Annotated in this window: 12 protein-coding genes; 2 read left to right on the top strand and 10 right to left on the bottom strand. The window is 66.4% G+C overall.

Annotated features, from left to right (window positions below):
• The 10 genes from PV350_RS22805 to eccCa form a co-directional block, all read right to left on the bottom strand.
• The coding region (locus PV350_RS22805; protein WP_500335743.1) for a WXG100 family type VII secretion target at nucleotides 1-1,693 on the bottom strand (1,693 nt) is incomplete at its 3' end.
• A gap of 88 nt (nucleotides 1,694-1,781) precedes the next feature.
• A complete protein-coding gene (locus tag PV350_RS22810; protein WP_500335745.1) occupies nucleotides 1,782-2,372 on the bottom strand; it encodes a hypothetical protein in 591 nt (196 codons plus the stop codon).
• Between the two features lie 221 nt (nucleotides 2,373-2,593).
• Nucleotides 2,594-3,199, bottom strand: coding sequence for a hypothetical protein (locus PV350_RS22815; protein WP_500335746.1), 606 nt, complete (start codon nucleotides 3,197-3,199; stop codon nucleotides 2,594-2,596).
• A 13-nt stretch (nucleotides 3,200-3,212) separates the two neighbouring features.
• On the bottom strand, nucleotides 3,213-3,500 hold the full coding sequence (locus PV350_RS22820; RefSeq protein WP_375821178.1) for a WXG100 family type VII secretion target: 288 nt from the start codon (nucleotides 3,498-3,500) through the stop codon (nucleotides 3,213-3,215).
• 49 nt (nucleotides 3,501-3,549) lie between these two features.
• Nucleotides 3,550-3,891: a WXG100 family type VII secretion target gene (locus PV350_RS22825; RefSeq protein WP_375821176.1), complete on the bottom strand. Its 342-nt coding sequence runs from the start codon at nucleotides 3,889-3,891 to the stop codon at nucleotides 3,550-3,552.
• A gap of 146 nt (nucleotides 3,892-4,037) precedes the next feature.
• Nucleotides 4,038-7,442 (bottom strand): right-handed parallel beta-helix repeat-containing protein, encoded by a 3,405-nt coding sequence (locus PV350_RS22830; RefSeq protein ID WP_500335749.1) that lies wholly within the window; start codon nucleotides 7,440-7,442, stop codon nucleotides 4,038-4,040.
• 8 nt (nucleotides 7,443-7,450) lie between these two features.
• Nucleotides 7,451-10,567, bottom strand: a complete 3,117-nt coding sequence (locus PV350_RS22835; RefSeq protein ID WP_500335750.1) for a hypothetical protein — start codon at nucleotides 10,565-10,567, stop codon at nucleotides 7,451-7,453.
• A 4-nt stretch (nucleotides 10,568-10,571) separates the two neighbouring features.
• On the bottom strand, nucleotides 10,572-12,068 hold the full coding sequence (gene eccB, locus PV350_RS22840) for a type VII secretion protein EccB (protein WP_500335752.1): 1,497 nt from the start codon (nucleotides 12,066-12,068) through the stop codon (nucleotides 10,572-10,574).
• A gap of 13 nt (nucleotides 12,069-12,081) precedes the next feature.
• On the bottom strand, nucleotides 12,082-13,536 hold the full coding sequence (eccD, locus tag PV350_RS22845; RefSeq protein WP_500335754.1) for a type VII secretion integral membrane protein EccD: 1,455 nt from the start codon (nucleotides 13,534-13,536) through the stop codon (nucleotides 12,082-12,084).
• Between the two features lie 91 nt (nucleotides 13,537-13,627).
• Nucleotides 13,628-17,632 (bottom strand): type VII secretion protein EccCa, encoded by a 4,005-nt coding sequence (gene eccCa, locus PV350_RS22850; RefSeq protein ID WP_500335756.1) that lies wholly within the window; start codon nucleotides 17,630-17,632, stop codon nucleotides 13,628-13,630.
• Nucleotides 17,633-19,104: 1,472 nt separating this feature from the next.
• Here eccCa and PV350_RS22855 point away from each other — a divergent pair.
• On the top strand, nucleotides 19,105-20,169 hold the full coding sequence (locus tag PV350_RS22855; protein WP_500335766.1) for a bifunctional DNA primase/polymerase: 1,065 nt from the start codon (nucleotides 19,105-19,107) through the stop codon (nucleotides 20,167-20,169).
• Nucleotides 20,166-21,731: a DNA primase family protein gene (locus PV350_RS22860; RefSeq protein ID WP_500335758.1), complete on the top strand. Its 1,566-nt coding sequence runs from the start codon at nucleotides 20,166-20,168 to the stop codon at nucleotides 21,729-21,731. Before PV350_RS22855 ends, PV350_RS22860 begins: the two co-directional genes overlap by 4 nt.
• The last annotated feature ends 184 nt before the right edge of the window (nucleotides 21,732-21,915 follow it).

A 21,915-nucleotide genomic window follows, 5' to 3' on the forward strand; every position in this document is an offset into this window, starting at 1 on the left:
CGGCCTCCTCCGCCACCGCCGGATCCCCAGTCCACGGCTCGGCGTCGGCTTCGATGAGACCGCTGGCATCGCTGGGCTCGACCGCCCCCGCGTTTGCAGACGCTCCCCCGGCACCCATACCAGGGGCCATCGGCATACCGCCCATGCCCATACCCATTCCCTGACCGGCCTGCTCGGTGTCGTTGTCGAATGGCAGTCCAAGTCCCTCGCCACCCGCCTCCGCACCGCCATCGGCCTCCTCCGCCACCGCCGGATCCCCAGTCCACGGCTCGGCGTCGGCTTCGATGAGACCGCTGGCATCGCTGGGCTCGACCGCCCCCGCGTTTGCAGGCGCTCCCCCGGCACCCATACCAGGGGCCATCGGCATACCGCCCATGCCCATTCCCTGTCCTGTGCCAAGGCCAGGCGACTCAAGGTGACCCGGCAGACCCGACTCCGTTCCAATGTTCCCGGGAAAGGCCGCGGGTGTATCGAGGCCGTTCCCCACTCCGTCTGTGCCACCGATACCTGTATCTCCGGGAAAGTCCTCAACTGCGCGACCCCAGTTGAAAGGATCCTCCGAAAGGTCGAGGCCGCCGGAAGGCAAACCGGACCCACCCCCCGTGCCCGTCTTTCCGGGGACGGGAGTAAACGACTTTCCGGGGAAAGGAGTGAGGGGCAGGGGCGGTATGCTGCCCCCTCCGGTGCCACCGCCCGTCAAGTCGCCGCCACCGCCGGTGAGGCCGCCAGCCCCTGGGAACGGTTCCAGTTCAGGTGTATCGAAGGAGTTGTCACCCAATCCTCCAGCTCCGATTGAGCCCAGGTCAGGAGTTCCGTCAGGCCCCACACCTCCAAGCCCGGGGTCGAACGCGGCAATATTCGGCATACCAGCGCCCCCGCCTCCGCCTCCGCCTCCACCCGGGAACGGGTCCAGCTTCGCCGACGCGGGTCCGCCTCCGAGCCCTCCGACATTGGGTCCGCCTCCGAGCCCTCCTGCATTGGGACCGCCTCCGAGATCCTTCAAGTCACCGGCGCCGTCCTTCGGATCGGGGTTTCGAATGTCTTCCGGGGAGCGCACCGAGTCGATATTGACCTGGTATTCGCCGGCCAGGCTCCTCAGCACGGCCCGCATGTCGCGAGTCATGTAATCGGCCACAAGTTGGGCTTTCGGGCTTTGATCCAAGGGCCATCCGACCCCCATCCTGATCGCCTGCGCCCTGTACCACTCTATAATGTCCACGGTCTTGCCCTGGGCTCTGGCCAGATTAACTCCGTTGTCCGCAAGTTGCTGCGGCACAGAATTTCCCATCTCGCCCCCAGTGAGTACGTCTGCGGCCGCATTCACTGAACGAGAGTAGAAGTTGACCATATCGACGAATGTGTCCGCGGCCGCACCTTTCCAAGGGCCGCCGTCACTCCCCGCCAGGGCTTCCGCATTGTCACGCATGTTCTTCGAAACTGCAGAAAGCACTATTTCTACATTCTTGAAGTGGCCGGCCGCATCCCGCAGGGAGACCGGGTCAGCGTTGGCCATGCGGCGATCGTTCAATTCGATACTCGCACCGTCGCCGATCCCTCCTTGGATGGATGCCGCAATCTGAACCCAGTCCCAGGTATCGTAGTCGTCGACAGAACCAGCATAGTCAGGATCGCCGTATACCCCGTGATCGCCCCGTGTGAACCCATCACCGTCGTAGGTCTTTTCCTCAGGCATGTGTCCCCAAGTCTCCGTTTACGCTTAGGCCAACCATTCCGCATCCCCCGTACTGCGCTATGGGACGGAGATACGTGAAAGACGCCAGTTACTTTTCTTTGCTCCCGGAGTCACCGACGTCTTCCATGAATTGATCGAAGTCGTCATCGGCGTTCCTCATGGCGTCGTCCAGATCATCCGCAGACATACGACTGGCTTCATCAGCCGATTCGTACTCCCTCGCGAGAGTTCTCACGCCGTCTCGCATACTGCCCAGACCCTCGACAAGGTCCGTGGTGACCATGAGGTAGCGCGCCTTCAACCCGCTATCCCCGTTGACACCATTGATCTTGTCCCTCAAGGCATTGGCGTGGTAAAAAGTGCCCGGCTTCACCTGGATCTTCTCAAGACCGGCATGCGCACTTCGCACGTACGTGATGAGACTGTCGATATGGTCGGCGAATCGCAGCAACGACGGGGTGTCGACGTGAGTACCGTTACCGGAATTGCCCGAACCTCCACCCGCAGCGGGCGGAACACTCAGGCGGTCAACATTCCATCCCCACACATCCGCACCATCACCTGGCGGAACATCTGTACCACCACCATATGTCTCGATATCAGGAGCGTGCCCATTTCGAGCATTGCTGTCATTTTGATCCTGGGAATCATTCCGCCCTGGATCGCTACTGCCGGCCATCGCCGATTCCTCCAACCCGGAAGGTTGATGCCCTGACGCTCGTCTACGGCATATACGTTGATCGCACAAAAGCATCCGAGTGACGGCTGCGGTCCGCTTGCAACCGTCACGGGTGCGGGCACGCTCTCGATAAATACGCTCGGGAGCCTTCGCTTACACGCCGAGCAACCCTCCCGTTTCTCCGCACCGTTATAGGCACGGAGAAACGGGAAGGACTCTAGTTACTTTTCTTTGCTCCCGGAGTCACCGACGTCTTCCATGAATTGATCGAAGTCGTCATCGGCGTTCCTCATGGCGTGCTCCAGATCATCCGCAGACATACGACTGGCTTCATCAGCCGATTCGTACTTCCTCGCGAGAGTTCTCACGCCGTCTCGCATACTGCCCAGACCCTCGACAAGGTCCGTGGTGACCATGAGGTAGCGCGCCTTCAACCCGCTATCCCCGTTGACACCATTGATCTTGTCCCTCAAGGCATTGGCGTGGTAAAAGGTGCCCGGCTTCACCTGAACCTTCTCCAGACCGGCATGCGCACTTCGCACGTACGTGATGAGACTGTCGATATGGTCGGCGAATCGCAGCAACGACGCGGTGTCGACGTGAGTTCCGTTACCGGAATTGCCCGAACCTCCACCCGCAGCGGGCGGAACACTCAGGCGGTCAACATTCCATCCCCACACATCCGCACCATCACCTGGCGGAACATCCGTACCACCACCATAAACCTCAGGGGGGGTGGCTGGAGGGTCGTCGTGTTCGAGGAGCTGGGTCTCACCGGAATCACCCGAATCATCGGAATCATCCGATGAGATGCTGTCCCGCCCCATGCTTCATCACACCCTATCCCCAGAGGTTGACGCCCTGGCGCTCGCCATTGGCGTAGTACTCGTTGATCGTGCCGAGCATCCGGGTGGCCATGGAGGCTTTCTCCGTCATGTCAGCGGCGGCTGCGTCCCACTGCATCTTCACCTGCAGGTAGGTCTGCTGAGCGTCGCTGGTCCACTCGCTGAGCTGCCGGCTCGCCTGGGTCTCGAGATCGGTGAGGGTCCGGTTGATGCGCTGGGTAATGGAGTTCATCTCACCGACGATGAACTCGACCTGCTGCATCTGGATGGTGTACGTGGCCATCTGTCCTGCTCCTTCGTGGGAACGTCTGGATGTGTCGCTGGGAGCCGCGTCAGGACGAGAAGCCCGGCAGCCCGACGGTGCCGCCACTGATCTGCTGGGCGGCCTGCCGGGCCTGGTCCTGCGTGGCGTCGTGCGTGTTGGCGTAGACGTTCGTGTTCTGCGAGAGCTTCTCCAGCATCAAGCCCAGCGCCTGGTTGACCCGGCTGAAGTCGTTCAGCCACTGCTGCATGGCACCGTGGTAGATGTTCGCCGCCTCACCACCCCAGCTCGCCTGGAGGCCCTCGATCTGGCCTTGCATCTGGGCGTACGCACCGCTGGTGTCGTCCAGAGCAGCCTGAAAGCTGCTCTGGGCGGAACTCATTCCCGACAGATCAACTGATGTCTGGGGCATCGTGCAGTCCTCTCGTATTCCATGGCGCCGCCGGATACGCCGGCAGCTCGTCCGCACCATTGCGGGTGCGGGCCGACACCTGATTGGGTATCACCGGCCACCGACCAGGCAGCGCGGACATACCGCGCTGTGATCGTGGACGTTTTTCATGTCCGCACCAGAGATCCGCTCTGCTGCGGTGGCTCCGCCGACTCCGCGAGAATGCCGGTCACTTCACCAGCTGCAGCCGCCGGCACGGAATCGTTGGGCTCGGACTCGGGAAGCGCTCCGGCTGGCACCGCACCACGGGCAAGGTCGGAGGCAGAGACCACGCGCGTGCGTGCCGTCGCGGCGAGCCGCTCCGCCAGGCGGTGGACTTCCCAGGCGCCTATGCGTGGCGGTGACACCCGAAACGATGCCGCGAGTGCTTCTACGGCGTCGTCGGCGAGTTCAAACCCGAAGCGGTGCAATTGACGCCATACCAGCTCGACAGCCTCATCGTCGGTGTAGGGATCCAAGCGGAGGTACTCGGCAAATCCTTGGACGATGTCTAGGCGTTCACGGAACAGCTCCTTGAGGGCTCCGGGAGTTCCACACAGGGCCAGGACCGCGTGACACGGCGTGTCTGCCAAGTAGCTCAAGCCGTCGAGTACGGCGGCTTGTTCGGTCTGCGGGCGGTGGCTGAAGGGAGCGTCGAGGTGCAGCAGCACCATCCCGCCCTCTGCCTCCGTCAACGTTGTCATCAGCCGGTGAGCGGGCTGCTCCGGCCAGCGCGCCGGGAGGGTGGACAGGCTCACCTCGTGAACGGTGCCGACGGTCAGCAACCCTGCTTCCGTCAGGCATGCGGCGTACGCCCGGGCCAGTGCCCGGCGCCCGGCTCCGAGTGGGCCCTCCAGCACCACGTTGGCCTGCGTCGAGATGGGCCGGCCGCGCTGCGCCGTCGCATCGGCGAGCGCCGCCACCCGGGCGCCCAAAGCGGAACGGCAGGTGGCGAGCCCTGTCATTGCGTCGAACTTGCCGAGCGGCGTGGACACGCGACCGGTGGCGGGCTGCCTACTGGGGACGTCAGGCTCTGCCTCTGCTTGTGCGTCAGGGGTGTCCGCTTCGCCTTGCGCCGAAGTTCCCGTGTCGGTGGGCGTGGTGATCACGTCGACACCGGTGAGCCGGGATAGCTCGTGGTCGTCCTCGGGCGGTTCTGCGGCAAGCCGGGAGGCCTGTCTGCTGATCATCTCTTCGAAAACCTGCCGGGCGACGCGGCCGTTGCCGAAAGTGTCGCCCTTGGGCACGTTCCTGAAGTAGCTGTCGAGCGCTGTCAGCGCGGATTCCGACAGGTCGTAGTAATGCTTGGCGCACAGGCCCTTGACAATGGTGACCAGTTCGTCCGCGCTGTAATTGGGGAACTCCACGGTGCGTGCGAAGCGGGAGGCCATGCCCGGGTTGGAAGCGAGGAACTGGTCCATCTGGGCCGAGTACCCGGCCACGATCACGACGGCCTCGTCTCGGTGGTCCTCCATGAGCTTCATCAGCGTCTCGACGGCTTCTTGGCCGAAGTCCGGGCCCGTCCCACGGGACTGGTTGGTCAACGTGTACGCCTCGTCGATGAACAGCACGCCGCCGAGCGCCTTCTTGAAGACCTCCGTGGTCTTGATGGCCGTGCCACCGATGATCTGGGCCACGAGGTCGGCACGGGCCACCTCCACGATGTGGCCCTGGCTGAGGATCCCCAGCTCTGCCAGGACCGCCCCATAAAGACGCGCGACCGTCGTCTTGCCAGTGCCGGGCGGTCCTGCGAAGACCAGGTGTCGACTCATGGGCGGCATCGGCAGGCCCATCTCCCGGCGGCGCTGTGTCATCTTGTTGAGATTGATCAGGCCGGTGACCTCGCGCTTCACGCTTTCCAGCCCCACCAGCGCTTCCAATTCCGCCAGTGGGCCCGTGGCGGCGTGTCGATCCTGCTGCCCGCGGGAACCACCGTCCCCCGCAGGATCGCCCAGGCGTTCCGAAACGACTGCCGCTGAGCTGCCGCTGCCGACGTCGACCCGCTCGACGGAGACCTGGCCTGACTTGAGCTGGTGAACAGGAATACCGCCGTTGTCACGGACCTCGCAGTCGTACACCCACACGGGTTCGTCGGTGTTGCAACGCACACCGTCTCCGCCGTTGTCGAATACGGCGCAGTTGATTATCTCTGCGCGTGACGACGCCTGGACATTGACACCGTGGCCGCGCGCACCGCTGATACGGCAGCCGACCACGGCGACCTTGCCGCCTCCGGTGGCACGGAGTCCGTCACCGTCGGAACCGGAGAGTTCGCACTCCCTCAACTCCAGTTCCGCGTCCGTACCGACGACTGCCGAGCCACCGGTGAAGGCCGATCCGTCCACGGCGGCACGGGACCCCGAGGCGAGGGCGAGCGCTGTGCCCCCACCGACCTGCACCCGCACGGACGTCAGCGTCGCGGTGGCACCTTCCGCCAGTTCAACGCCAGCCGGTCCCTTCACTGCCAGATCGGCGTCTCGCACGCTGAGCCGTGACTGCAGGCCGGTGGCCTTCAACGCCACTCCGCTGCCGCCACCCGTCGTCAGGCGCTCCAGCACCACCTCCCCCCCCGCCGTCTCGACGGCGGCCTTGCCGGCTCCTTCGACGGTCAGGCCGGTACCTTCGGCCCGGCCATTGGCCTCGACGAGAAGGCCGACTGGGCTGTTGGCGATGCGGCAGTCCTCCAGCACGGGCCGCCCCCCGGTTGCCACGTGCACACCTTCGCGTTGGGCGGCCGTTATCACGCACCCCCGCAGCACGGGGGAGCTGCCAGTGCCGACATGTACGGCTTGCCCGCCGGATCCCTCGAACGAGCACCGAGTCAGAACAATGTCCGCGGTACTGGTGAGGTACGCGTCCAGGGCAGTGCTGCCTGTGATCTCGACGTCGGTCAGCTCAGCGCGGGCGTTCTGTTCCACGGCCAGTGCGGGCTTTCCGCTGCCGCTGATTCGGGTGGACTCCAGCGCGACGGTGGCGTGTCCGTTCACACACACCCCGTTGCCGCGGGAACGTTCCAGCTGGCAGTCACGCAGCGTCAGCTGACCGTGCTCCGCCACCACGACCGCCGAGGAGCCGACCTCGCGAATACGTGAGCGCTCCATGGCGCTGCCCCCGCCGGAGGTGACGACGATTCCGGCTCCCCGGCCATTGCTGATGTCACAGTCCCGGAGAGCGACAGCCCCGTCTTGCCAGGCCAGCACGGCCGCCCACGCATCGCCGGAAATGCGGCATCCGTCGAGCGCGGCCTGCCCCCGGCGCACGTCGACGACAGGAGCCTCACGATCGGTTCCCGACACGTGGACGTTGGTCAGTTGAACGGCTTCCGCCTCAAGCACCACGGTGCTGCCCGATGCCGCGGCGATCACCACCGAGCCGTCCGCGCCCTCGGCAGCCAAAGTCACCGGGCGGGTGATGTGGAGGTTCTCATCGTATCGACCGGGGGAAACCGTGATGAGTGCGCCGTCGGCTGCATCGGCCAGAGCGTCGGTGATCGCCCGGTAAGCCCCGGGACGGTCGGGGGACACCAGCAACACGGGCCTAGTCACAGTTTTACTCCCTCGTCAGGCGCACTCACGTCGCCGCCAACACCGCGCGAACGTTTCCGCCGCGTTCCGTTCATAAGGCCTGGGGGCGTCCCGAGGCGCTCCTTTAGTCCCGCGTCGCCGTGTGCGCCCGCCCCGGTCGAACCCGATTTGTTCGCACGCAACGCCGCCGCCGCGCGTTCGAGCCCGTCCAGGGCGATCTCGTCCAGCGGTACCCGCTGGGTGTCCGCGTTGCGGTCGGTGGTGGCTTCCGAGGGCGACAGTTCGCGCATCATGATCGGACCCTCGCCCTCAAAGGGGCGCAGCACCTTGAACACGGTGCCGGGCAGGAACATCACCCGGTACGGCTCGGAGGGATCGAGGAGGTTGGTACGGCGGGCTGTCATCGACCAGATGAGGAAGTCGGTGGCGCCCTCAGGTCCGGGATGCGGTGCGCTGTAGGCAGCGCAGCATGCCCACTCGGCTACCAATGCCCCTTCGCGGTACCACGCGCGCTCCGCCGCTGTGGTCTGTGCCCGCAGCAGTGCTGCACCACGGTATGACGGCAGCCTGCGCAGGCCGGCAGTCACGCAGCGGACCAGAGGGACGTGCGGTCCGACTGTTGCCGTCCGCACTTCTTCATCCACCCCGGCGGTGTCAGCGGACAGGTAGAGCCGCACGGACACCAGGTCGGTGAGGGCGTCGGCCGCTCCGTCACGGCCGCCGCGCAGCCCCGGCGATTCCGACATCACTCGCGAGACCGTGCCGGCGAGCGCGTTGTACTGGGTGCTGAACGTCCGCCGCACCCAGTCGCGCTCCTTGCCGATGCCACGCTCCGGCGGCACGGCGCACGCAGAAGCCTTGGGTACGGGTTGGACCTGTACTCCTGCCGCGGTCGAGGGTGTCGTGCTGCCGTCGGCAGGAAGACCGACCCGGTCGTCAGAACGCTTGGGTGCGGGGTCAGGATCTGGAGCGGAAGCCGGCGTGTCGGATTCCAGCCGGATCAACTGTGCGGGTGCCTGATCCGTGCCCTCCGAATCAGCGCCCGTGATCGAGGGAGTGTCAGTGGGGTCCCCTGGGTCAGACGATCCATCCGCTGGCGCTGCGGGGACTGCTTCGGACGCGGCAGATTCCCGGATTTTCAGTACCGACGCCGGCAGGCGCGGCGTGTCTGCTTCCGATGTGCCGGTGGGACCGGATTCGGGGTCGGACTGCGGATCCCGGGGAGCACTCTCCGACGGGGTCTGCGGCCGCTGTCCGCGGGTGCTGGATATGCCGTCGCCGTGAATGTGCGCGTCCGAATGGCTGGCCTTCTCCTGCCGCTGTTCTGCTTCGATATCCGGCCCGGATACGGGGCGGAGGTCGGGCAGCCTGGAACGGGTAGGGCGGGCATGGCGCGGTTCGGGCGTCGGCAGATCCGGCCCTGGACGGTCGGCGGCTGCGGACGGACTAACGCCCGTGGCGGGCGTGATCAAGGCCGTTCCGCCACCGTCCCCAGCAGCGTTGGCGTCGTCGGCCCCGGTCCGGGCAGCGTCGGATTCGGTTCGCGGCAACTCGGCCGTCGGCGCGTCGGGCGCGGTGGATGCCGCAAGGGGAATCATGGGTGCGCCGGGCTGAGGACCCTGTTCACCGCGGGTGGTCAAAGGCGCAGGTACCCGGTCGTCGGGATGCGAGTAGGTGCGTGCGGACATTCCGTCGGAGCTCTCGGCCCGCTCGCGCTCAGCGGCTTGCCCGGCCTCCGGCGGCTGCTGCGACGACGTGGTCCAGGGTGCGAGTCCAACCGGGCGGCTGGGCCTGGTGGCGGGCGCGGCAACGGCCTGCGGACCGAATGCAGCATCGGACGAGGGGGACCACAGGTAGGCCTCCTCGGTTATGCCAGCCGCCGTGCCCGGATCGTCTGCGGGCACGAGAGAGAAGCTCTCCCGCAGGTCCGGATCCAGTTTCCACAGGACGTCCTCTGCGAGAGAACGCATGCGGCGTTCCACGCCCGGATTGCTGCGGTCGTAGAGGATGGCCGCATAGCCGGGCCCGGCCGGTATGCGGCGCACCGCGTCACCATCGGCCGGCTCGGTCGACGTGCGTACCCACAAGCCGCTTTGGACAACCTCCAGCACCGCGTCGGACGCCAGTTCGTAGACGCCTGTGGTGATCTCCGGCACTCCCAAAAAGGGGTGGCGCAGGCCGAAGAGCGACGGCGGGACAGGGACGCGGCCCGTACGCGGGAAGTACATCAACTCACGGACGAAGGGGCGGTGGCCCAGCCTCCCGTCCGGCCGCAACGTGACCACTTCGGGTGAGTCGAGGCCGACACGCGCCTGGACCGGCACGCCCGCGTAGAACACCACACGCTGGCCGAGCGAGTCTGCGAGTCCTTGCCCCAGGCCCTCACCGCCCTCGGGCAGCGCGACCGGTCCGAGCTGGCAGAAGCGCACCCAGGACCGCACCGACGGCAGGACGGTTTCCCAGAACCGGGTCACGTCCGACAGCGGGATCGGCGGGCCGCCGGGGTTGCCGAGGATCACGGTGAGGATCTCGGGATGGTTCGGCAGGCGGTCCACCAAACTCTGGCTGCTCTCCGAGTATGCGGACGCGTGCGGGCTGCGCACCCAGACTCCGCTGGCCACCGGTTCGACGACTCCGTGGCCGCTGGTGGGCCAAGGCCGGTCGGAGGTGGAGAACTCCCAGCGCGGCTTGGGGAAGCGACGCGAGTCAGGCTCCGCTTTCCGGCCCGGCCGGAAACGCAGCCACCCCCCACCGAGGTCGCTGGGAATGAACAGGCCCCCACCGGATGTCGGCAGAACCTCGCCATCCGGGGCGAGCACCAGCCGGCCCAGCCGGTCCGCGATGCGCTGCCCAGCGCGCCGGGACTCCTGTGGCGTGGCTCGCCCGAAGATCAGGCGCAGGCTCTCGCCCCTGCCCTCCAGCAGATGTGCCACCGAGTCCGCTGACTGCTCCAGTGAGCCGAACGGAAGGTCCACGACTGCGACGGTGTGCTGCGGGTCCGGGGCCAGCCCCGCCGCAAAGGCAGTGGCCTGTGAGTCGAGGTCACCCTTGGGATGGATCAACAGCGTGCGGCCCGCGGCGCGGCATTGCAGCGCAGGTCCCCCTGTACGGGTGTTTCCCACGTTGAGGCGCATCCGCTCACACCACCCGCGCCAAGACGTCAGCAGGAGACCCAAGGGCGGGCAGCACCGGGGTGCCGACCCCCGCGCGGCGGGCTTGTACCTTGTCCTGCGTCTCATCGGAACGGCTCAACGGTGAGGGAGACAAACTCGGCGACGGGGAGTTCTCGCTCTTCATGGGCTGCACGGTCAGCGCCGCCGCTGTGCGGTCCAGCACCGGACCGCGCGGCAGCATCGCGAGCAAACTCTTCGGCAGCGGAGTCACACTCCCGCCACTGAGACCGAGGGCCGGCGCGGCGGAAGAGTCGCCCATCGGGTAGGCGATCCCCCGGTCGGTGATCAGGTAGGTCTGCGGGTTCGACGTGCGAGCGGCCAGCTGCTGCTCGTCGACCGCATACACACCATGCGAGGGCGGCACCAGCACGGCCTGGTTCCCGGTGGCCGCCGGGCCGCTTCCGAGGACAACGGTAAGGCTCCTCTTACCGCTCTGCAGCTTCCCGCGCAGGCACACCGCATGCGTCGTGGTGTCGGCCACAGGGGCGTCGAGGACATCCGGCAGGGCACTCTTCCTCGTTGCGGAGTCGGAGGAGAGGCGGGCGGCGGCGATATCGGCGGCTGACACCCGAAGCGGCGCGGGGGCGCCGCGTTGTGCGACGAGCAGCGCGGCTTCCGTGGCACTCACCGGAGCCACACCGTCGTCAGTCATGACATAGGACCGCTTGGTGCCGGCTGCGGAGGTGACGAATACCTGACCCACGGTGACCGGCTTTCCGGCGATCTTCCCAGCCGCCCTGCCGGCACCGTCGATCTTGGCCGGCGCGAGCGGCTCGCCGGTGGGCAGCGAGGCCAGCCAGGCGGCGGAAGCCCGGATGGGACGGTCCCCGTCCAGCCCAAGCGCGATCAGCGTGGCGAAGGACGGTACCGGGTACTTGCTGCCACGCCACAGCACGTACTGCTTGCCGTCCGGGGACTTCAGCAACAAGTGCCGGCCTGCGGGAAAGGCCGAGGTTCGGGCACCCGGCGCGAAGTCGAGGACATGGCCCGACGCCAGATCAGGTCGCAGGCACAGGGACCAATCCTGGGGAAGCAGGTTCGCCGGAGTAGGCAGTGAGTCGGGGGCGCCCTCGATACCCAGCGGTGCGCCTCGCGGTACATCGGTCAACGACTTCGCGCCGACGGTCCGCACGGTGCCGCTCTTCCCGGTCAGCAGCAAAGCGGAAGCATAGTTACGCACCGGGCGCAGCTGCCCCCTGATGAAGAGGAAGCGGCTACCGGTCTCCTTCTCCACGATGATGGAGCCTGGCTTGCGCCACTCTTCCGTGGCTACCGGCGACAGCTTCCCGTAAACAAGGAATCCCGCGCAGAGCAGGATCACGATGCCCACGCCGAAGAAGCTGCCGAGTGCGGAACGTTTGGTGGGGCTCTCGCCGGTTCCGGGATCGCCGGTGACGAGGGCACTGGCGAGTCTGCCCATGGCGAACTGGTACGCCTGCATGTGATCACGTCGTGTCTGCACGTCTCCTCCTCCCTTAGCTCGTCAGAGTCCGGAAGTAGGTGTACGCGTGCAGGAACTGCAGGAGCAGGGGAAGCAGGACGATGGCCGTGGCCATCTCCAGCAGGTCACCGATGTGTCCCCACACCGGGAGGAGGCGCCTCCCGGGCAGCCGCCACGCTGCCACCAGCAGCCCCGCGACCGCGCCGAGAAGTAGCGCGATCACGGCCAACCGGGCCCCCGTCCCCACCGGAGCGAACCGGGTCAGCAACACCGTGATCAACCCAACTGACCCGGCGATCACCATCGGCATGCGTTGCACCCAGCGATCCAGGCCCCGCGTGTGCAGCAGCACCGCCCCGGAGAACACCAGCGGGAGCAACCAGCCGATCCAGCCGCCTTCCCGCGTCATGTACCAGAAGCCAACTGTGTAGACCAGTGCAGAGGAGAGACTGAGTGTGTCGAGGTAGGCACTGGCGAGCGCGACCCCTCGCTCCACCCGTTCCTGCGCCTCCGGCTCGATGTCCTCCTGCAGCTCCTCGGCGTTACGGGGGAGCCGGGGAACGTGCAACCGGGCCATACGCAGGGACAGCCGGGGCCCGAAGTGGTTGAGCACGAACGTCCCTACCGCCACCACGGACACTGCCTCGGAGCCATGCCACTGCACGACACGCATCAGCGCAGCACCGGCAGCGGCAGCAAGCGCGGTCACCAGCACGGTGCCGGGAACGGCCGGGGGAAGCGGGCGCAGGGCCAGCAAGCCGATGGCCAGCACTGCGACACACATCGCCGCGGCCAGTACCCCGGCGAAGCCCGGTGCGAAGTCGCCGCTCGGTCCCTGACGGATGGTCAGGCCCGTCAGCCCCCCGAATGCGATCGATCCCACCCCTGCCACCAGGACGCCGCCCTTGTCACTGCCCAGTCGGGCGGCAGCCACACACCCGGCGGCCAGGACCACGCAGATGGCGCCGGATACGGACGCGGTCGGCAGACCCGGGCCGAGTGCGAGCATGGCGACGGCCAAGGCAGCCAGCACAAGCCCGGACACGGCCAGCAGGAGACCGCGGGTCAATGCGGGGCTCCAGCGGCCCGGCAGTGCAGCCACGACCTGCGCGACGCCATCGGCGACATCATCGAAATGAAGGACTGGGAGGGGTTCCTCCGCGGGCCGCAGATGCAGCACGTCACCGTCACGCAGCTCGAGCGTCGCCGGCGTGCCGTCCGCGTCGAGCGGATCCTCTCCAAGTCTCTGCAGCACCCACGGTGTACCGACATCGGCCGTATCTGTCGCCACGTGGCGCGCCAGCGTCGGCAGCAGCGCGGCAACTGTCGTGGTGACCGGCAGCGCAAGGTCTGCCCTGCCGTCGGGACCCACCACCGTGACCCGGCACAGGTCCGTTCCCGTAGCGACGACAGCCATCATCGGGGTAGCCGCCCGGCTCGCATCGGCGGCGGCCGCGCCCAGATGGTTGTACGGCAGCGGTGCGGTCATCGAACAGCTCCTGAGCGGGAGAACGGGGAGGTCGGGCACTGCGAACGGTGCCGTGGCAAACAGGGCAGCCGCCCGGATCCCGATATGGGCCTCATGAGGTCACCAAACCCGTCTGCACGAGCTTGACCGATCGCCGGGTGACGAGTTGGGCCCTGCCCGGCGGGAGACTGCGCGGCCTGGCCTCGCCGAGGAACTTGCCCTCCTCCTTGGGGTAGGAGAACAGCAGTGCGGGATTGCCTAGCTCCCACAGCCTGCGCAGCACCGGATCCATCATGGCGCGGACGGCGCCCGAGGTACTGCGCGCGACCACCACGTGCATGCCGATGTGCATGCCCTGTGCGAGTAGCGGTACCAACGGAGCCATGGATGCGGGCGCGCCCGGAGTACCGGAGAACAAGTCGTAGTCATCGACGAGAACGAACAGCAGCGGTCCCTGCCACCAGTCACGGCGGGACAGCTGCTCAGGAGTGATGTCCGGTCCCGGCACCCGCTTGTCCATCGAAATCTTGGCGTTGCCGGCCAATGTGCTCAGAGCGTCACTGTCGACGACGTACCCCACCCGGTACTCCTCGGGCACCGAGTTCAGGAGCCCCCGGTTGGGGTCGGCAACCATGATCCGGGCCTGGCTCGGCGTATAGCGGGAGATGATGGAGCGAATCACCAGGCGCAAGGCGTTCGTCTTCCCAGTCTCTCCGTCACCGAACACCATCAAGTGCGGAGTGGCCGAGAAATCGTGCCAGACCGGCTCAAGCCGCTGTTCGTCCCAGCCGACGCAGACCTTCAGGTCACCCTCGGCTGCGGGGAGCTGATTCGCCGGCAAGCGGGTCGGCAGCAAGCGAACACCCGGTGCGGGGCGGCCGGTCCAGAAGGTGTCGATCTCCGCCACCGACGCCTTCGTGGCGGCGGTCAGGTCAGTAATCTCACTGGAGCTGTCAAGCCGGGGCAGGGCCGACAGGAAGTGGTGTCCGGTTGCCGTCAGGCCGCGGCCGACCTGGTGCGGAACCGCAGCGGCAACACGGGAGCCGACCTCGGATTCCATGGAGTCGCCCAGGCGCAGTTCGAACTTCGTGCCCAGCAGGTCGCGCAGTCGCGGACGGATCTCCGACCACCGCACGGCAGAGGCGATGACATGCAGCCCGAATGCCAGTCCGCGTGCTGCTATGTCAATGACGCGCGGTTCCAGGTCCTCATAGTCCTGGCGGAGGGAGCCCCAACCGTCGACCACGAGGAACACATCGCCGTACGGGTCGTCGATGCCGCCTTCGGCCTTGAGCCGGCGATAGGCCGTCATCGACTCAAGTCCCCGCGACGTGAACTCCTGCTCGCGCTTCTCCAGCAGTTGCGTGAGCTCCGCGACGGTCCGCAGGACACGATCGCGTTCCAGTCGAGTGGCGACCGAACCGACATGCGGCAAGCCGGCTGTGGAGACCAGACCGCCACCGCCGAAGTCGAGGCAGTAGAACTGCACCTCCTCCGGCGTATGGGTCAGCGCCAAAGAGAGCATCAGCGTGCGCAGCATGGTCGACTTGCCGGTCTGTGGGGCCCCTACGAGGCCGAGGTGGCCATCGGCACCGGAGAAGTCCGCGACCAGCATCTCCCGCGACTGCTCGTACGGCCTGTCGACCGTGCCCAGCGGCACCCTCAGCGAGCCGAGTGACACGTGGCCCGCCGCACTCATGCCGCGTACGGGATCCGGAACGATGCCGGGCAGTAGCTGATCGAGGCTGGGGGACTCGGTCAGCGGAGGCAGCCACACCTGCCGTGCCGGCGGACCGCTGTCCTCCAGCCTTCCGATCAGCACCTCCAGCAGCGTCTCCTCACCTTGCTGCCCCGTGCCCGAAGCCGGACCGGAAGACTCCTCCTGCCGTTCGGCTTCGCGCAACGTCTGCTGCTCTGCCAACTCGGCAAGGTGTGCATCGACACGCTCGGACAGCAGCGTGCCCTGCTGCTCCAGCGTGAAAGCGGTGACCTGTCCCACGGTCCCCGCCTGCTGGGTGCTGCGTGCCGCCTCGTGGACAGGTTCAGGTGCGGGACCGGACACGTATGCCGCTTTGAAACGCACCAGGTTGGTGGTGTCCAGCTTCAGGAATCCGTTGCCCGGAGCCGACGGCAATTCGTAGGCGCTGGAGACACCGATGACGCTGCGCGACTCCATCGTCGAGAACGTGCGCAGAGCGATCCGGTAGGAAAGGTGGCCCTCCACCTTGTGGATGCGGCTTTCGTCCAGTCGCTGGGACGCCAGGAGCAGATGGATCCCGAGACTTCGCCCGAGGCGGCCGATGGAGACGAACAGGTCCACAAACTCGGGTTTGCTGGCGAGGAGTTCCGAGAACTCGTCCACGATGATCAACAGCGACGGCAGCGGAGTCAGGTTCGTCCCCGCGTTTCGCGCCTTCTCGTAGTCGAACAGTGAGGAGTACCCGGACTCGCGGAGCAGTTCCTGTCGACGGATCATCTCCCCGTTGATGGAGTCACGCATCCGGTCGACCAGGTGAATCTCGTCGGCGAGGTTCGTGATGACCGCCGAGGTATGCGGCAGTCGGTCCATCCCCAGGAATGTCGCTCCGCCCTTGAAGTCGACGAGCACCAGGTTGAGGAGCTCCGACGAATGCGTGGCGACCAGCCCCATTACCAGTGTGCGCAGAAGCTCGCTCTTGCCGGAGCCGGTAGCACCGATGAGCAGGCCGTGCGGGCCCATACCGCCCTGGGCAGACTCCTTGATGTCGAGCTCGACTACCTCTCCCTCCTCCGTGACGCCCAAAGGCACCAGCAGACGCGCCGACTGGGTCTGCCGCGGTCGCCACTTGGCCGCGATATCGAAGGTGCGCGGGTCGCGTATACCGAGCAGCGCAGTGAGTTCGAAGTCCGACTCCAGAGCCTGGTCCAGCAGGTCCACCGTGCCGCTCGTGCGCATCGGCGCCAGAGTGCGGGCGAGAGCTTCGGCTTGGGTGCGGGTGAGCACGTCAGCCCGAGCGGTGACTGTGTCGTCGCCGGACGGGAACGAGACGCTCGTGCCGCGGGTCGTAAGACGCAGCACCTTGGGACCGCCGGTCATCGTGCCGGTCGCGTCCAGTAGCACCACGTTCCGCAGTCCGCCCTGCAGCAGACGAGAGTTCTCCCGCAGTCGCACGCCCTGCGCCACGATCACCACGAACGGCTCGGTCATGCTCGGCGAAGCCTCGGGATCGTGTTCCGGACGGTCACGTACCTCCGCACCCAACAGCTCCATCAGCGCGTCGTGGTCTTCGGCCGCCAGCCGCACCGGGCCGGCGTCGTCCTCCTCGTGCGGATGGGCGTTGTGCGGGAGCCACTTCAGCCAGTCCCACTCAGCACGAGCAGACGCTCCTCCCAGCAGAGCGATCCGCAATTCATCGGGAGAATGGAGTACGGCAAGCTGCCCCACCATGGCGCGCAGCAGTGCGAGGGCCGCCTCGGGCTCGCCCGCCAACTCCAGGCTGCTGAACCGGCGCAACGCCACGGGGATCGGCAGGCACGGCACCGTCTGGTGCGCTTTGGTGAAGCGGCGCAACGAGATAGCGGTCAGCGGTTCCAGATCCTCCACCGGCTTGGTCTGCGGCGGCATGAACTCCAAGGCTGCCCGCCGATGCCCCTCCCCGATGCGTACGCGCCCGAAATCGGCATGCGCGGGTCGTCGTTCCCACAAGCGGGTTCCCATCGCCAGCGCCCACAACTGGCCCGGCTCGGGGTGATCCCACAGCAGGGCGGCACGCTGTCGGTCGGCAGCCTGGCGGGCCTGGCGGCGCCTCTGCACCAGGTAGCGCAGGTAATCGCGGCGCTCCGCGCGCATCCTGCGCCGGCGCTCTGCACCGGCCCGGCCAATCTGGGTCAGCGTCATGCTGACCATGGCCAGGGCCATCATGCCCGACATCATGTAAGTCGCCGGTCCGGCACTCTGCACGGAGAACATCAGTGCGATGACGCCAACACCGAGCCCCATCGGCAGGTACATCAATGCCGATCCGAAATCGGGACTCGCCGGCTCTCCCAATACGGGCGGCTCTGCCAGCTCGACCTGTCCCTCGGGCGGTTGCGGGCCCTCGGCGCGCGGTGAACGCTTGGCCACCACCGTGCTCACTGTACGGACCTTTCAGGGGCGAGCAGGTCTGCGATCCGAAGAATCGCGGCGGCCTCCGAGCTGATGAACGCGCGTGATGGCATACCAACGTCGCAGGCCGTGCTCTGCGCGCGCACGCACGGCTCCAGCGCTGTCAGTGCTGGCAGCGCCCACGAGTCGAGCGCTGGCATGCCTCCACCCTGCTCGATAACCGCAGGGAGCCGACCGAACTGCACTTTAACCCCGCACTTATACGTCATGACGACGGCGATTACCCAATAACGGGTGAGAACGTGGCCCGCCCCAAGTTTGGAGACCGAGGCATGGATTTAAGCATGCCGAGATTGCGGACTGTGCCACACGCATCGCGTGAATCCCGCACCCATTGGCTGGCCGCGAAACTCACGTCACACCTTCAACTCGGATGACTCCGGATCACAGTACTTCAACCTCATTCGGCGAAATAGAATTTTTGCGCCTCGAAGAGGAAGAGACACGCCAATCTGCGGCTGTCACCTCATGACGGAAAGTCAGACCCTGCACAGCCGCACACCGCCGACCGGCGCCGTCCGCCGGAGCAAGCCTCCGCAGGCGAGGCCCTGGCGCCGGTCCGTGTGAGGCATCCACTTCACCGGTTGCTCGCAGCCGCGTCGCCTGCGTCCACCAGAGCATCAATGCCACCGCTCCAGGCGTTGACGCAGTAGCGGCATCGCGCAGGATGCGGCCGGCGGCATCACGGTGGGGTGTGGTGTCAGGCTCATTCGTCCGTCGATCGGTTCAGCAGCCCGGAGCGCTCGATGCACGGGATGAGGCCATGGCGGTGAATCGGGTGGGCAACCAGCGGGGCGTGAGCTCGCACACCCGTTCCGCTCGCGTCATCGCGGATCCGTCGCAGGAGCAGTCCCATCGACGTTCCGCTTCGGGCGTACTTGACGCCCTGACGCCGCCCGACCGCGTCGGCGTGCGATGCGCGTCTGAGTCAGAGGTCGCCATCGTGCCGGTGAAGGTTCCCGGCCGTGGTTGCCAACTGGACATCTGCGTCAACGCCGCAGTTCAAGGGCGTGATCGACTGTCGGGCAGGGGCTGTAGGGGCTGAGTTTCGGAGTTGGCGTGAAGAACCTGGTGTTCCAGGCGATCCACGCGATCCACGAACGCTAGAGTGCTGAATCTCAGTCCCTACAGTCCCTCGCGTAGAGTCCAAAACGGATGAAAATGCCCCAAATACCCCTCATTGACTGGTGGGCGCAACTCCGAACCTCAGTCCCTACAGCCCCTAAGGAAGTGGACTTCTTCATCATTTAACTCTTATCGGACGCACCGGCCGCCAGGGGCGTCAACTCGACGACTGGAGACCACTAGTATCCAGTTGTCTGATTTCGAAAAGTCAGTCCCTACAGTCCCTGCGGCCCGGTCGAAGGGCGCCTGAACAGGCGTTTTACGGCTGAGCCTCGAGAGTCCCTGTCAGCCCCTTGCCTGATCCGAACGAGGAACCAGTGCCCCGCCACGGTGAAACCAGTGCAGCGCCGGCCTCACGGCCCGAGGACGTCGCGCACTTCTGCGCGTCCCAGGGTTGGCCTGTGCATCCCTTGGCACCGATGCGGAAGACGCCGGCAGCCAACTGCCCGCGGTGCAGCAAGGACCGTGCCCATGCTCCGCAGACGTGCGAATGCATCAACGAGGGCAAGTGGTGCCACAGTTTCCATGCGGCAACGACCGACCATGATCTGATCCACCGATGGTGGTCTCGCGAACCCCACTTCGGGGTGGGGGTTTCCTGCGGCCCAGCAGGCCTTGTAGTGATCGACGTGGACGCCCACGCCGCTCAGGTTCCCCATCGCAACCGGCTCCTGCCGGGCATCCCGATCGACGAACGGGTCAACCTCGACGGGCTCAGCAGCGGTTACGACACGATCGCTCTTCTGGCGGCACTTCGCCGGCAGACCAACCCGGTAGACGACGAAGAAACGCTTCAGGTGCAGACCGTCTCCGGCGGCCGCCACATCTGGTACAAGCGCACCTCCCACGACCCGCTTTTCAAATCCTCCGCCGGATCGGGCAAGACAGCCCTGGCATGGCAGGTCGACGTTCGTGCCACGGGCGGCTACATCGTCGCACCGGGGACCCAGACCCCTCGCGGCACGTACCAGCGCACCGGACGGGCGACGCTTCCCGCCCCGCTTCCACGATGGCTTGCCACCGAGCTCACACGGACCGGACACGTCCACCTCCCTCAACAGCCCGCCGCCGCCCAGCCGCGACGTTCGACACCGGCAACTCGCGATGGGGCAGTCCGCACCCTGCAGACCCTCCTCGGAGCTCTCGACGCGTGTGCAGCGGTACCCGAGGGAGCCGGCTTCACCGAAAAGCTCAACCGCGCCGCATTCACCGCTGGCGGGTTGGTCGGAGCGGGCCGTATATCTCACGACGAGGCGGAGCGGTTGCTCACCGAAGCAGCGCACAACGCACGCCCGCAGCAGGCGTCTCGGAATCGCCAGATCATCACCTCAGCCCTCGCAGCAGGAGCTCGCCGACCGCTTCACCCCGAAGGACGCGCATGAGCACCAACCCCGGGCCCTCCGGCAGCGGCTTCGATGCCGGCGCAGCAGCACAGCAGATGCTCGAACTCGAGCTGGTGCAACCTCAGGCTCCCCTCCCGGTGCCAGGACAGCAGACTGCGCCGCAAGCGCATGCCGCACCCGGTCTCCAGCCCCGGGAGCGAACAGCGGGCGACGGTCCGCCCTACGTCCCCGACACCCTGTCGGACAGAGGCAACGCAAAGCTCTTCGCCAAGCTGAACAAGGGCCGCTTCCGTTATGTCGACGGCTACGGCTGGTACACCTGGGACGGGTACCGATGGAAGCGCAACGGTGGCAACAAGGCTGCGCTATGGGCGGCCGGCACCCTGGCCGAACAGCTCGCTTCCACCGACCCTCTCGGGTATTTCAGCGACCGCGAAATGGCCCGCCACGCCCAGAGGTCACTCTCCGCGGCCGGGCAGAGGAATCTACTCACCCTTGCCGAAGCCCACCCCGACCTCGCCCTCGAAGCGAGAGATCTCGATGGCGACCCGTACGCCCTGTGCACGCCCGGTGGCGTGGTCAGCCTCAGAACGGGAGAAATGCGCGCGGCCGATCCTGAGCGGGACTTCCACAGTCGTTCGACGAGTGTTGCCCCACAGAACATGCCGACCCCGCGTTTTCGTCAGTTCCTCGCGGACACCTTTGGTGATGACGAAACCGGCCGCGACATGATCAGGTTCGTGCATCTGCTTCTCGGCTACTCCATCACCGGAGACGTCGGGGCCCAGGTCCTGCCGTTCCTCCACGGGGCTGGCAAGAACGGCAAATCGGCGCTCATGGACGTCGTGCTGCAGCTCCTGGGCGACTACGCGGACGCCGCGCCGCCTGGCTTCCTGATGGCCAGGACCTTCGAGGAGCACTCCACGGAACTCACCGAACTCCACGGCCGTCGGATCATCGTCTGCAGTGAACTGCGAGCAGGCGACCGCTTCGACGAAGCGCGGGTGAAAATGCTCACCGGCGGAGACATCATCAAAGCCCGGCGGATGAGGCAGAACTACTTCAGCTTCGTACCCACCCACCACCTGTGGCTTCTCGGCAACCACAAGCCCGAGGTCACCACGGGTGGCTTCGCCTTCTGGCGTCGGATCCGGCTGATCCCGTTCGAACGGACCGTGCCCGATGAGCGGAAGATCGACAATCTCGCTCGTGTACTGGTGAGGGAGGAGGGTCCCGGCATCCTCCATTGGCTGGTCCAGGGAGCTGTGGACTGGTTCCAGACGCGCGACCCGCTCAACGGGCCCGTGCAGGTGACTGCCGCAACCGAGTCCTACGCTGCCAACGAGGACCACATCGGCCGGTTCCTCGAGGAGGAATGCGTGCTGCAGCCGGGAGCGCGTGCCGAGCAGGGGCCGCTGTACGAGGCGTACACCAAGTGGTGCCTCAACGAGACCCAGGACCCTGCGGGCCCGCGAGCCTTCTCCGGACGCGTCAGGCAGGAGCTCGGGATCGCGAGCGCCGCCGACATGATCAAGACGAATGGAAGGAAGTTCTACCCTGGTGTGGGTCTCAAAGCCGATGGCAAGGCAGCCCAACGATGATTCGCGCAGGCGAACAATCGGGATTGGCATCGCGCATCGGAAGTGTCCCGTGACGGACAGCACCCACCTGATGCCGGACATACACGGCGGCGCACTACGCGAAGTCAGCCGATCGCTCTACGATGGAGGCGATCAGAGCCAGGGGCCACCCGATGACTTCACTGCTCAACCCAGTGAAACCCGG

Source organism: Streptomyces sp. PA03-6a (assembly GCF_033792765.1).
GTDB lineage: Bacteria > Actinomycetota > Actinomycetes > Streptomycetales > Streptomycetaceae > Actinacidiphila.

What these genes read in the sequence shown, in the direction of transcription:
- PV350_RS22825 (WP_375821176.1), bottom strand. Translation starts at nt 3,891, where the DNA reads ATGCCCCAGACATCAGTTGATCTGTCGGGAATGAGTTCCGCCCAGAGC.
- eccD (WP_500335754.1), bottom strand. Translation starts at nt 13,536, where the DNA reads ATGACCGCACCGCTGCCGTACAACCATCTGGGCGCGGCCGCCGCCGAT.
- PV350_RS22810 (WP_500335745.1), bottom strand. Translation starts at nt 2,372, where the DNA reads ATGGCCGGCAGTAGCGATCCAGGGCGGAATGATTCCCAGGATCAAAAT.
- PV350_RS22815 (WP_500335746.1), bottom strand. Translation starts at nt 3,199, where the DNA reads ATGGGGCGGGACAGCATCTCATCGGATGATTCCGATGATTCGGGTGAT.
- PV350_RS22860 (WP_500335758.1), top strand. Translation starts at nt 20,166, where the DNA reads ATGAGCACCAACCCCGGGCCCTCCGGCAGCGGCTTCGATGCCGGCGCA.
- PV350_RS22820 (WP_375821178.1), bottom strand. Translation starts at nt 3,500, where the DNA reads ATGGCCACGTACACCATCCAGATGCAGCAGGTCGAGTTCATCGTCGGT.
- PV350_RS22835 (WP_500335750.1), bottom strand. Translation starts at nt 10,567, where the DNA reads ATGCGCCTCAACGTGGGAAACACCCGTACAGGGGGACCTGCGCTGCAA.